The following is an 11546-nucleotide window of genomic DNA, read 5'->3' on the forward strand; positions in this document are numbered from 1 at the left end:
CGCGTTGCGAAATTCGAGGAACGCCGAGGCGCGGCTGCCGCCGGCCTTGGCCGAACCCGTCTCGCCCAGTTCGACGAACTGGAAGGCACGGGCCCGGGTGACGGCGTTGTAATCGTCGCCCAGATCGATCACCGCGCCCATACCTGCGAAGATCGCGGCAGGGGCGATCGGCGCGACCACCGCACGGGTGATGCCGGCGGCGCGGTTGACCGCAACCGCACTGACCTTGGGATTGATCGCGGGGGTGACATCGATCGCGGCGGAGAATTCGCCGCGGCTCGCACTCGAATCGTTGGTCTCGTTGACCGCCTCGACCTCGACCAGGCCCAGACGGCTGAAGCCTGCGAACAGGCCGGGGGTGACCCAGCGGCCCGAGGCATCGACCACCTGCGCGCCCGCGGGCACGGCGACGCCCGAGCCAGCGGCGACGACCTTGCCATCGCGCAGCACCACGGTGCCGCCTTCGATGGGGGCGCTGCCGTCACCGATCACGACCTTGCCGCCGGTAATGGCGACGGTCTGTGCGAGCGCAGGCGAGGCGAGCAGCGCGGCAGCGGCCACGCTCAGCGAAAGGAGGGATTTCATCATTTCGTGTCTCCCTCACCCGGCTGGCCCAGCTCGAAATCGCTCACCGGACGGCGCTTGGGATCATTGGCATCATAGAGCAGCGCGCCATCGACCCAGACCTTTTCGGGCCGGGCATAGACGGAGAGCGGATTGGCGTTCCACAGCACGACATCGGCCATCTTGCCTGGCTTCAGGCTGCCGGTCTGATCGGCAATGCCCATCGCCTTGGCAGGGTTGTAGGTCAGCCAGCGGATCGCGGTGGCGTCCGAGATGTTGAAGCCCAAGCGGCGGCCGTCGCCGAGTGCCTTGGCGGCTTCCTGGTTCAGCCGCTGGATCTGGTCCTGGTCGTCCGAATGGATGATCGTGCAGGCGTTGGCGTTCTGGATGATCGCGGCGTTCTCCGGAATGCCGTCGTACGATTCCATCTTGAAGCCCCACCAGTCGGCCCAGACGGCGGAACAGATATTGTTCTCGCGCAGCAGGTCGGCGATCTTGTAGCTCTCGACCGCGTGGTGGAAGGTGGAGACGGTATAGCCGAACTCCTTGGCCATATCGATGACGATGGCCATTTCATCGGCGCGATAGCAATGGTTGTGGATCTGGATCTTGCCTTCCAGCGCCGCCTTCAGCGTATCCATGCCGATGTCGCGCGCGGGCGGGGTGCCGCCCTTCTTCTCATACTCGTCCCAGCGCGCCTTGTATTCGGCCGCGCGTGCCCAGGTCTGGCGGTTGACGGCGAGGTTGCCCATGCGGCTGGCCGGCTTCTGGTTGCGGCTGCCGTAGACGCGCTTGGGATTTTCGCCGCAGGCCATCTTGAGGCCATAGGGCGCGCCGGGGAATTTCATCGCCTGCATCGTGCGCGCAGGCACGTTCTTGAGCGTGACCGAACGCCCGCCGAACAGGTTCGCCGAGCCGGGCAGGATCTGAAGGGAGGTGACGCCGCCATTGGCGAGCGCGCGGCTGAAGCCCGGGTCCTGCGGCCAGACGCTGTGTTCGGCCCAGACATCGGCGGTGACCGGGCTGGTTGCCTCGTTGCCGTCCGAATGCGCCGACACGCCGGGCGAGGGATAGTCGCCGAGATGGCTGTGAATGTCGATGATGCCCGGCGTCACGAACTTGCCGCGCCCGTCGATCACCGCGATGTCCGCCGGGATCGGCGTATTCGCATCGCCCACCGCGGTGATCTTGCCGTCGGTGAAGAACACCACGCCATTGTCGATCTGTCCGCCTTCGCCATCGAAGATGGTGACGTTGCGGATCGCGGTCGGCTGGCCCGGATAGGGCTTGTATGTGCTGGGATAGGGATTTTCGTTGATGCTGACCTTCTCGGCCTTGGCGGTGCTGCTGCTCGTGCTGGCAGGCTTCTCTGCCGTGGTCGTGTTGGCGCACCCGACGACCGCAATGGCCGCCAGGGGCGCAAGATACCCGTATCGCATGTTCTTTCCCTGTCGCAGTTCGGAAGTGGTTTTGTCGTTGGTATCAGGCACCGCGCGTCGCCGGATGCACGCCTGCCGCCTGGTTCTCTGCGAGTTCGTCCTCGCCCGCCAGCGGTTCGGCATCCTTGAGCGTATCGAGGTGCATCAGCTTCTTGATCAGCGGCGCGATGACGAGCACGCCGATACCCACGGCAATCGCGATCCAGCCGATCTGCGAATAGACGTCGAGCACGGTCTGCTGGCCTGCGCCTTCGCCGCTCGCCTTTTCCGAACCCGTCGCCGCCGCGATCAGGCCTGCCGCGAAATTGCCCGAGGCCGAGGCGAAGAACCAGGTGCCCATGATCAGCGAGGCCATATGCGCCGGCGCCAGCCGGTTCATCGCGCTGAGGCCCACCGGCGAGAGGCACAACTCGCCCATGGTGTGGAGCAGGTAGATGAGGAAAATGAACAGGACCGGGGTCGGCACGCCGGGTCCGGTCGCCGCCGCGCCCGCGACCAGCACCAGGAAGCCCGCGCCGAGCTGGATCATCGCCAGGCCGAACTTCGCGGGTGCGCTGGGCTCGAGCCCCTTGCGGCCGAGCAGCGTCCAGATGGTCGCGAAGATCGGGGCGAGCAGCACGATGTACATCGCGTTGACCGACTGGAAGACCGAAGCCGGCACGCCGCCGCGATCGACATAGCGGTCGGTATAGAGGTTGAGCGAGGATCCGGCCTGTTCGAACAGCGCCCAGAACAGCACCGAGCCCAGGATCAGGAACATCGCGGCAAAGATGCGGTCGCGGTCTTCGCGCGGCAGCTTGGTGACGGCGGTGAGCAGGACATAGCCGACCAGCAAGATGCCCGAGGCGAGCAGCAGCCAGCCGACGACTTCCTGATACTGGATCAGCACCCAGATGCCGAGCACGGCCGCCACGCCGATGGCATAGAGCAGCCATTCGAGCTTGAGGCCCATCACCGGCTTGGCGAGCGCAGCGGCGTCGGGCGCTTCGCCGCGCCCGCACAGCAGCGGCTTGCCCAGGATGAACACGACCAGACCCAGCGCCATGCCGACGCCCGCCGCGCCGAAGCCATAGGACCAGCCATAGACCTCGCCCAGATAGCCGCAGGCGAGCGAGCCGAGAAACGCGCCCAGATTGATGCCCATGTAGAAGATCGTGTACGCGCCGTCGCGGCGCACGTCGGTGCGCGGATAGAGTTGGCCGACGATCACCGAGATGTTCGCCTTGAGGAAGCCCGAGCCCACGATGATGAAGGCGAGCGCCAGCCAGAAGATGCTGAGCGAGGCCGGATCCTGCCCGCCATTGCCCTCGAAACCCATCAGCAGATGGCCGAAGGTCAGCAACACCGCGCCATAGGTCACCGCCTTGCGCTGACCCAGATACTTGTCGGCGAGATAACCACCCAGCACCGGGGTGATGTACACCAGCGCCGTATACGCGCCGTAGATGACGCCCGATTGCTCGTCCGAGAAAAGCCAGTGCTTGGTGAGGTAGAAGATCAGCAGCGCGCGCATGCCGTAATAGGAAAAGCGTTCCCACATCTCTGCGAAGAACAGCACATACAGGCCCTTGGGATGGCCCAGGAATGTGCCCTTGGAATCGCCGCTCACGGCATAACCGCTGGCCATTATCGCATGTCTCCCGTCGATTTTTCAGTTGGCGGCCCGCCCCCTGGCCGTCCATAGCGTGGGCTGCAACCTAGACAAAAATGCGCGGGTGTGAAGCGCCTTGTTGCAGTTGATACCAGACTGCCGCCCTTCGCCCCGCTGCCGGAGCTCCAAGTGACCGAATTCAACGACCTGTCCTCGCTGCCCCGCTATCTCGCCAGCCGCCGCTCGGGCCGCCCGCGCGACATGATCGCGCCCGGCCCCGATGCCGCGCAGATGCGCGCGATCGTGGCCACCGCGCTGCGCACGCCCGATCATGGCAAGCTGAACCCCTGGCGCGTCGTGCATGTGGCGAGCGACCAGCGCGATGCGTTCGCGGCAAGGCTCACGAGCGCCTATCGCGCCGAAAAGCCCGAGGCCGGACGGCTCGAGATCGAGGCTATGGAGAGCTTCGCCCGCCAGGCCCCCGAACTGCTGGTCGTGCTCTATTCGCCCCGCGAATCGAGCAAGATTCCGCTGTGGGAACAGCAGCTTTCGGCCGGGGCCTTCGTGATGAACCTGCTCCATGCGGTGCATGCGCACGGCTTTGTCGGCGGCTGGATCACCGGCTGGCCGAGCTATAGCGATGCGGTACGCGACTTGTTCGGGTCCGCGCCCGAGCAGATCGCAGGCTTCGTGTTCATCGGCACTGCGGGGCAGGCGCTGGAGGAACGGCCCCGGCCGGAGATGGGTGCGGTGCTGAGTGCGTGGGTGCCGGATGCCGGCTAGTCGATGATCGGCTGCCCGCCCTCCTGTGCGAGTCGGGCAAGTCCGGCCTTCATCGCCTGCACCATGTCTGGCGGATGGCCTTCCCAGCCGACGACCTCGGCCAGCACCCTCAGCGGGTGCTGCGAGCGATAGGACATGGTCGGGTTGCCGGGAAATTTCTTGTCGGTGACATTGGGGTCGTCAAAATGCGGACCGGTCGGTTCGACCAGATAGATGCGTTGCCGTCCTTCGCCCAGCGCAAGTTCGGCACCCCAGATGGCAGCATCGAGCGTGGAGGTGAAATAGACCCAGGACAAGGCACCGTCGGTGAGGAAATTGGACCGATAGCCGATATCGATCCTGTCTCCCGGCGCGAGATCGGCCCGCGTGCCGTGGAAGAACGTCGCTGCGAAGGCGGTAGGCTGGTTCCCCATGATCATCGCTCCTCCCCTCGGCCTCGTTTCCAAAGGACCCGAGGCGCAGAGGAGAAAACAGCTGCCTTTGCAAAGAGTTCCTGGCGAGAAATCAGGCTTGCAGGCATTCTTCAGTGTGAAGGCCAGGCGCGCGAAAGACGGCCACGGCCTTCACCGGAGATGGTTCAGCGCCGGGGATCCTGCAGGGAATCGCCTCGCCTGACCGTCAGCGCAGCGCGGCAGCGATGCGCTCGTCAGGCGCCGGTTCGTCGTCCACCACACCGGCTGCGTCTTCCTCGGCGAATTCGCGAACGATCGCAGCGTCGAGTCTGTCGAGCGGTTGCTGCCCGGCTTCGTGCTTCTGCGCGATCTTGGCCGCCGCATCCCAGGCCTTGGCTGCATCGAGCGCGATGCCTTGACGGTTCTTGAGCGGTTCGCTCTCGGCCTTGGCAATCTGCAGGCTTTCCTGCTCGCGGCAGAATTTTTCGGTGAAACGCATCGATGCTCTCCTCGTCGGACTTCCAGACGATCAGGCAGCAGCGCGCGCGGTTGCACGCGTTATCGGCGATCCAGGTTATCGGATAGGCCGACCCTAGCACGCCTTGACGGTAATTGCGAACGATCCTCTCGCCAGGCGCGGCATGGTGCTTCCGGCTGACGTTTCACCCGGCCTGCGCCAGCGCCAGCGCCCAGCGCGCGATGGCATCGGCCACCCCGGGGTCGCTGTCGCTCTCCAGCGCCATGGCCTGCATCGGTGCCATGTCCTTTGGCGCCTGTTTGTAGAAATGGGTGAGCTCCTTGAAAAAGGCCATCCGGGTCGGAAGCGTCGCGCGAGCCGCGCGCAGCTGATCGGCATGGGCTGGTGGCACGGAATCGTCGCGGCCGCCCTGCACGATCAGCACTGGCTGCTCTACCTGTGCGATCTCGGCCAGCGGATCCACGGCATCGACGCTGCGCAGATACGCATGGGCCGGCGGCGGCATGCTCGCCAGCATCGTGCTGGACGGAGCGGGGACCGGCTCGTCCGCGCGGATTGCTGCGACCGTGCGGTCGAACATCGCCAGCTGGGGCGGAACGCCCGGCGGGGCCATCGCGGCGACCTGGTCGCGCATCAGCGTCAGCAACCGCAGCGCCGGGCCCGACAGGCTGACCACGCCAGCCAGCTGCGCGCCAGCCGGACCTTGCGCCAGAAGCGAGGCAACCACCGCGCCTTCGCTATGCCCGGCGACGAGCAGGGGCGATGCTGTCACGGAGCGTTGCAGCAGATCGAGCCCTGCCTCTGCCACCACCACCCGCATGGCAAAATCCCGGTGCTTCTGGGCTGCTTCCGCATCGATGACGCGCGATCCTGTGCCGGGCCCGATCTTGGCCATGCGCAGCGATGCGAAACCCCGGGCAGCCAGCTGGCGCGCCAGATCGGCATAGGCATGCGGGCGCAGGTTCATCGCGGGATAGTTGCCATCGACATCGCTGTAGAGCGATCCGGGCAGGATGAGCACCGCACCCTTGGGTGCGCCATCGGCAAGGCGGAGGCGGCAGGCCACCTCCACGCCCGATACCGTTACCAGCGCATCGCTTTCTGCGGGTGCCGCTTTGGCTTGCTCCGTCATTGTCCCCATCGCTCCCATTGCGCCAGCTGCGACCAGAAATTCCCGGCGGTTCACTGGTCCGGACCTTGCAGCCGAACCTGGGCATACACCGCCATCGCCGCAGCCAGGAAAGCGGCAAGATGGGGGTGCAGGCCATCATACATGTCCCGGAAATCACCCTGATCGCAGTAGAGCTGACCCAGCGCGGCATAGGCCTGCGCATCGGGCCGCCACGACCGGCACACCCAGTCGTAATGCTGCGCCGTCAGCGCCTGTGCCGCTGGGGAGCCGGGCGTGCCGCCCGCCTCGATCAGCGTGACAAAGGCCTGGTGCAGCCTGTCGATATCGCGCCGCAGCGCCAGAAAGTCCTCGCTGCTCAACGCCGCCACCGCGGCCTGGCTCTGGGCGATCGTTTCGGCCGCCTGTTCGCCATAGCGCTCGACGATCTCGGCCTCCCAGGCCGCCTGCTGCTCGCGGCTTACCCCGTCGAACAGCCGCTTCTCGTCCAGTGCCTTGCCTGCATCGAGCAGTGACAGGGTATGGTCGATAGTCCGCGCAAGGTCGCGCCGCTGGCGGATTTCGCCTTCCACCCGCCGGCGCAGATCGATCAGCGCGCCGCGCGTATCATAACCCGGGTCGTCGAGGATGCGGGCGATCTCGGCCAATGGCACGCCCAGCTCGCGATAGAACAAGATCTGCTGCAGGCGCAGCATGTGCTCCTGCCCGTAAAGCCTGTAGCCGTTCGCGCCGGTCTCCGGCGTCAACAGGCCGATATGGTCGTAATGGTGCAGCGCGCGGACACTGACGCCCGAAGCCTTGGCCACCTGTTTCACCGTTCGCATGGGTGCCTCCCGAATCGCCGATACCGGCCTTATGCGGGATGACGCTGCGTCAGGGTCAAGCGGCGATGCTGCGGCCTGCCGTCATTCCTTCGGCGGACGCCCCCGGGGGCGCTGCTCCGGCGGCGCGAGCCGGATGCCGCGCCGGCTGAGCGCCTCGCGCAGCAGGATCTCGATCTCGGCATTCACGCTGCGCAATTCCTGCGCGGCTGCGCGCTCGATCGCCGCATGGAGCGACGGATCGAGGCGCAGCGCGAAGGATTTCTTGGGCGGCGGATTGGGCATGTCTCAGGTCAATAGAGTGACCCGGCATTGACCACCGGCTGGGTGTCGCGCTCGCCGCACAGCACCACCATCAGGTTGGAGACCATCGCCGCCTTGCGCTCGTCGTCGAGGTGCACGACATTCTTCTCGCTCAGCATGGCAAGGGCATGCTCGACCATGGTCACCGCACCCTCGACCAGTCGCGAGCGCGCGGCGATCACCGCTTCGGCCTGCTGGCGGCGCAGCATCGACTGCGCGATCTCGGGCGCATAGGCGAGGTGCGTCAGGCGGCATTCGTCGATCTGCACGCCCGCCGTGCCGACGCGCTCCTGCAGCTGCTTTTCCAGCTCGTGGCTCACCTCGTCGGCATCGCCGCGCAGCGTCACCTCGTCGGCGTTGAACTCGTCATAGGGATAGCGCGCACCGATGACGCGGACCGCGCTCTCGATCTGGATATCGACGAATTCCTGATAGTTCTCGACATCGAACAGCGCCTTGGCGGTGTCCGCCACGCGCCAGACGACGTTGGTCGCGATCTCGACCGGGTTGCCGCGCAGGTCGTTCACCTTGACCTTTTCCGAGGTGACATTGTGCACGCGCACCGAAATCTTCTTGCGGCTGAGCCACGGCCAGCGCCAGCGCAGTCCGGTGTTGCGATCGGTGCCCTTGTAGCTGCCGAACAGCTGGATCGCCGCCGCCTCGTTCGGGTTGAGCATGTAGAAGCCGCTGATGATGAACAGGAAGGCGATGCCGCTGGCAATGGCCAGCACCAGGCCCCGCATGTCTCCGTCCTTGAGCATGCTCACGCCCAGCACCGGCAGCAGCATGGAAATCAGCAACAGGAGCAGGAAGATATAGCCGTTGAATGTGCTGGCCGCGCTTTCGGTGCTCGCGACCATCGCGCCGCTGCCCGGGGTGCCGTCAAAAGAGGAATTCTGCTGCATCTGAAACGCCCTCCGATTCGATAATCATGATATCATCATTATATCAAATGTTATGCGGCGCAAGCCGCTTTCGTTGTGGAGCGTTCAGGAAAGTCATGCTGGCCGTCACAGCGCGTGGGGACGGTGGGGATAGATATGCGGTGAACGGTTTGTCGTGGAAGGAAACCGTTTTGCCGCCCGTGCGTAAGGCATGGGACCGATGAAGGACGTGAAGCCATGACGATGCACTATGCGCTCTATCATGCCGGCGATGTCAACCATTGCCCCGGCTGTGGCGGCAAGCACTGGCATGTCGGCCGGATGAGCGCCGAGTGCGCAACCTGCGCCACCGCCATTCCGCTCTCCGATGTCGCCGCGCAGCCCATGCAGCCGCTGTTCCACGTCACGCGTAGCCGGACCGCCTGGGTCGAGTGATCAACGCCGCGCGGGCAGGCCGAATATCGCGGGGTAGAAGACCTGCTCTTCCCAACGCACGCGCGCCTTCAACCGGTCGTTGAGACCTCGGAACGTCGAGAGAAATCCCGCGCGATCTACCGCCACGCGTCGTTGCGGCCAGTTTGCGTTGCAATCCATAAGATCGCCACGCCACATCAGCAGTTCATCATGAAAGCGGCGCAGCAGCTTCGCCTTTTCGGGATCCTTGTCCATCTCCGCTGCCCGCGTGTTGACCATCCGGATCTCGACGCTGCAATGGCTGTTCACCAGCCGTGAGAAGCCGAGCCGCAACCCTGGCAATTCGCGCAGCGCCGCTGCTGTTCCGACGGTGACGGCACCCAGGATCGCATCGGCCTGGGCCAGCAATTCACCATGCTGTTGGGCAAAATTCTGCATGCTCATGAAGCGGGCGACCCGTTGTAGAACCTCAGATCAAGGTCAAGCGAATTCAGGCGTTTAGGTCGATTCGGTTTACATCGTGTTACGCATTGCAACTTTGGCGGCGCTGGTTCAGCCTGCCGCCGATTTCCATGCTGCTGCGAGGCCGAGAACCATGTCCATTATCGATTCCGAAACCGCTACCCCCAGCCGCCGCACGATGCTGCGCTCTGCGGCGCTGCTCGGCTCCGGCATGGCCTTGACCGCCGGGGGTGGGGCGGCGCTGGCAGCGGCGGACAGCGAGATGGCGCGCATCCGCAAGGCGGCGGAAAGCAACCGCGACGCCGACATCAGGCGCATCCAGGACTGGATCAGGCTGCCCTCGATCGCGGCGGAGAACCTGAACATGGCCGAAGGCGCGGCCTATATGGCGGACCTCGCCAGATCCGCCGGCTTTACCGGCGTCACCACCGTGCCTTCGGACGGCCATCCGGGGGTGTTCGGCGTCATGGACAATGGCGCGAAGCGCACGCTCGGCATCTATTTCATGTACGACGTCAAGCAGTTCGATCCGGCGGAATGGTCCTCGCCGCCGCTCGAGGCGCGGATCGTCGACAAGCCCGGCTGGGGCAAGGCGATCATGGGGCGCGGCGCGGTCAATCAGAAAGGCCCCGAAGCGACGCTGCTCGCCACGCTGCACGCGATGAAGAAGGCGGGGGTCAAGCCGCCGGTCAACCTCGTGCTGCTGTGCGAGGGTGAGGAGGAGATCGGATCGCCTCATTTCAAGCAGATCGCGACCCGCCCCGATGTGCTCGCAGCGCTCAAGAAATGCGAGGGCATCTTCATTCCCGCGAGCTGGCAGGGCGCAAATGGCGAGGTGCAGGTCAATTTGGGCTCCAAGGGCGTGATCGAGCTCGAACTGGTCGCGAGCGGCGAGAAATGGGGCAGGGGGCCGAAGGGCGACATCCATTCGAGCTACAAGGCGATGGTCGATTCGCCCGCCTGGCGGCTGGTCCAGGCGCTGCAGACGCTGGTCACGCCCGATGGGAACAATGTCGCGATCGGCGGGTGGAGCGACAATGTCCGCCCGCTCACCGACCGCGAAAAGGCGCTGATCGCAGAAGCCGCGAAGGGTATGAACGAGGCGCAGATGAAGCAGGCGTTCGGGCTCACCCACTGGATCGACGACCTGCCGTTCGAACAGGCGCTGGTGCGCCTCGCGCAGGAGCCGACCGCGAATATCGAGGGTCTGGTCGCGGGCTATACCGGCCCCGGCGGCAAGACCGTGCTGCCCGGCCGCGCAGTCGCCAAGATGGACTTCCGTCTCGTCCCCAACCAGACCCGTGCCGAGGCCGAAGCGAAGCTGCGCGCGCATCTCGACAGCCGTGGCTTTACCGATATCGAGGCCAATGTCTCGGGCGGCTATGACCCGACCGAGGTCGCGGAGGACAGCCGGCTGATCAAGGCGGAGCTGGCCGCGTACGCGAAGCTCGGCGTGAAGGCGAACCTCAACCCGCGGCTCGCCGGCTCCTGGCCGGGCGCTGTGTTCACCGCGCCGCCGGTCAGCATCCCCGCAGGTCATTTCGGCATCGGCCATGGCAGCGGCGCGCACGCCCCGGACGAATATTATGTGGTGGAATCGACCAATCCCAAGGTCGCCGGGATTACCGAGGCGACCCTGGGCTATGCCGAGATCATGTATCAGCTCGCGTCTGTTCGCTAGGCGGGCGAGCGAACGGCGCGGCGCTTGCGGGCGCGCGGGCGAGGCGGCATGACGGATACATGAAGATCACCGCGACCATTCTCGACCGCATCGGCCACAAGGGCCCCTATGCGACCACCCGTCCGCTGCGCCTGGCCGAGGTCGATCTCGCGCCGCCGGGGCCGGACGAGATGCTGGTCAAGATCGAGGCCGCAGGGCTGTGCCATAGCGACCTTTCGGTCATCAACGGCGACCGCCCGCGCCCGATGCCGATGGCGCTGGGGCATGAGGCGGTGGCGACGGTGCTGGAGCCGGGCGCAATCGCTGCGCAGCATTTTGCGCCGGGCGACCGCGTGGTGCTGAGCTTCCTGCCGCTGTGCGGGCACTGCCCCAGCTGCCATTCGGGCGAGGGCTATTTGTGCGGCAACGGTGCGGCGGCGAACGGCGCGGGGACTTTGCTTGGCGGGGAGCGGCGGCTGTCCGAGAACGGCGCGCCGGTGCAGCACCATTTGGGCTCATCGGCCTTTGCCACGCACGCCGCGGTCGACCGGCGATCGGCGGTGAAGATCGACGGCGACATTCCGGTCGAGATCGCCGCCTTGTTCGGCTGCGCGGTGCTGACCGGC

At 65.6% G+C, this 11546-nt stretch carries 13 protein-coding genes and 1 pseudogene; 4 read left to right on the top strand and 10 right to left on the bottom strand.

Translation table 11 applies throughout. The features are described from left to right. The 3 genes and pseudogenes from DM995_RS21750 to DM995_RS07640 all read right to left on the bottom strand — a co-directional run. Nucleotides 1-585 (bottom strand): annotated as a pseudogene (locus DM995_RS21750) (amidohydrolase family protein); the annotation flags it as partial. Continuing rightward, nucleotides 585-2003, bottom strand: coding sequence for an amidohydrolase (locus tag DM995_RS07635; RefSeq protein WP_116969041.1), 1419 nt, complete (start codon nucleotides 2001-2003; stop codon nucleotides 585-587). The gene DM995_RS07635 and the pseudogene DM995_RS21750, both read right to left, overlap by 1 nt. A 43-nt stretch (nucleotides 2004-2046) precedes the next feature. Beyond that, entirely contained in the window at nucleotides 2047-3630 is a 1584-nt protein-coding gene (locus DM995_RS07640; RefSeq protein ID WP_116969042.1) for a peptide MFS transporter, read from the bottom strand. 153 nt (nucleotides 3631-3783) lie between these two features. Here DM995_RS07640 and DM995_RS07645 point away from each other — a divergent pair, with 153 nt between their 5' ends. Next, complete coding sequence (locus DM995_RS07645) at nucleotides 3784-4377, top strand: nitroreductase family protein (protein WP_116969043.1); 594 nt, start codon at nucleotides 3784-3786, stop codon at nucleotides 4375-4377. Here DM995_RS07645 and arr read toward each other — a convergent pair. The 6 genes from arr to DM995_RS07675 form a co-directional block, all read right to left on the bottom strand. Continuing rightward, nucleotides 4374-4790, bottom strand: a complete 417-nt coding sequence (gene arr, locus DM995_RS07650; protein WP_116970364.1) for an NAD(+)--rifampin ADP-ribosyltransferase — start codon at nucleotides 4788-4790, stop codon at nucleotides 4374-4376. The two genes, DM995_RS07645 and arr, sit on opposite strands and share 4 nt — an antisense overlap. Before the next feature lie 205 nt (nucleotides 4791-4995). Next, on the bottom strand, nucleotides 4996-5268 hold the full coding sequence (locus DM995_RS07655; RefSeq protein ID WP_116969044.1) for a hypothetical protein: 273 nt from the start codon (nucleotides 5266-5268) through the stop codon (nucleotides 4996-4998). Nucleotides 5269-5431: 163 nt separating this feature from the next. Then, complete coding sequence (locus DM995_RS07660; protein ID WP_198669292.1) at nucleotides 5432-6379, bottom strand: alpha/beta hydrolase; 948 nt, start codon at nucleotides 6377-6379, stop codon at nucleotides 5432-5434. A gap of 50 nt (nucleotides 6380-6429) precedes the next feature. After that, the gene (locus DM995_RS07665; protein ID WP_023839500.1) at nucleotides 6430-7200 is read right to left on the bottom strand and encodes a MerR family transcriptional regulator; all 771 of its coding nucleotides are present in this window, start codon (nucleotides 7198-7200) and stop codon (nucleotides 6430-6432) included. Nucleotides 7201-7281: 81 nt separating this feature from the next. Beyond that, a complete protein-coding gene (locus DM995_RS07670) occupies nucleotides 7282-7482 on the bottom strand; it encodes a type II toxin-antitoxin system antitoxin (RefSeq protein ID WP_116969046.1) in 201 nt (66 codons plus the stop codon). An 8-nt stretch (nucleotides 7483-7490) separates the two neighbouring features. After that, a complete protein-coding gene (locus DM995_RS07675) occupies nucleotides 7491-8405 on the bottom strand; it encodes an SPFH domain-containing protein (protein WP_116969047.1) in 915 nt (304 codons plus the stop codon). 216 nt (nucleotides 8406-8621) lie between these two features. Between DM995_RS07675 and DM995_RS07680 the strand changes: the two genes are divergently transcribed. Beyond that, nucleotides 8622-8819, top strand: coding sequence for a hypothetical protein (locus tag DM995_RS07680; protein WP_116969048.1), 198 nt, complete (start codon nucleotides 8622-8624; stop codon nucleotides 8817-8819). On the opposite strand, the gene DM995_RS07685 is transcribed toward DM995_RS07680, so the two are convergent. Then, entirely contained in the window at nucleotides 8820-9206 is a 387-nt protein-coding gene (locus tag DM995_RS07685; protein ID WP_157973122.1) for a hypothetical protein, read from the bottom strand. A 187-nt stretch (nucleotides 9207-9393) separates the two neighbouring features. Here DM995_RS07685 and DM995_RS07690 point away from each other — a divergent pair, with 187 nt between their 5' ends. Both DM995_RS07690 and DM995_RS07695 read left to right on the top strand, forming a co-directional pair. Beyond that, complete coding sequence (locus tag DM995_RS07690; RefSeq protein WP_232824167.1) at nucleotides 9394-10941, top strand: M20/M25/M40 family metallo-hydrolase; 1548 nt, start codon at nucleotides 9394-9396, stop codon at nucleotides 10939-10941. A 59-nt stretch (nucleotides 10942-11000) separates the two neighbouring features. Continuing rightward, nucleotides 11001-11546, top strand: a 546-nt coding sequence (locus tag DM995_RS07695; protein ID WP_157973279.1) for an alcohol dehydrogenase catalytic domain-containing protein, incomplete at its 3' end; no start/stop codon positions are given.

Origin of the sequence: Blastomonas sp. UPD001, assembly GCF_003426715.1 — a bacterium.
GTDB lineage: Bacteria > Pseudomonadota > Alphaproteobacteria > Sphingomonadales > Sphingomonadaceae > Blastomonas.

Bases quoted from the DNA above. Each gene is read 5' to 3' on its own strand.
- DM995_RS07635 (WP_116969041.1), bottom strand. From the start codon at position 2,003: ATGCGATACGGGTATCTTGCGCCCCTGGCGGCCATTGCGGTCGTCGGG.
- DM995_RS07640 (WP_116969042.1), bottom strand. From the start codon at position 3,630: ATGGCCAGCGGTTATGCCGTGAGCGGCGATTCCAAGGGCACATTCCTG.
- arr (WP_116970364.1), bottom strand. From the start codon at position 4,790: ATGGGGAACCAGCCTACCGCCTTCGCAGCGACGTTCTTCCACGGCACG.
- DM995_RS07655 (WP_116969044.1), bottom strand. From the start codon at position 5,268: ATGCGTTTCACCGAAAAATTCTGCCGCGAGCAGGAAAGCCTGCAGATT.
- DM995_RS07660 (WP_198669292.1), bottom strand. From the start codon at position 6,379: ATGACGGAGCAAGCCAAAGCGGCACCCGCAGAAAGCGATGCGCTGGTA.
- DM995_RS07665 (WP_023839500.1), bottom strand. From the start codon at position 7,200: ATGCGAACGGTGAAACAGGTGGCCAAGGCTTCGGGCGTCAGTGTCCGC.
- DM995_RS07670 (WP_116969046.1), bottom strand. From the start codon at position 7,482: ATGCCCAATCCGCCGCCCAAGAAATCCTTCGCGCTGCGCCTCGATCCG.
- DM995_RS07675 (WP_116969047.1), bottom strand. From the start codon at position 8,405: ATGCAGCAGAATTCCTCTTTTGACGGCACCCCGGGCAGCGGCGCGATG.
- DM995_RS07680 (WP_116969048.1), top strand. From the start codon at position 8,622: ATGACGATGCACTATGCGCTCTATCATGCCGGCGATGTCAACCATTGC.
- DM995_RS07690 (WP_232824167.1), top strand. From the start codon at position 9,394: ATGTCCATTATCGATTCCGAAACCGCTACCCCCAGCCGCCGCACGATG.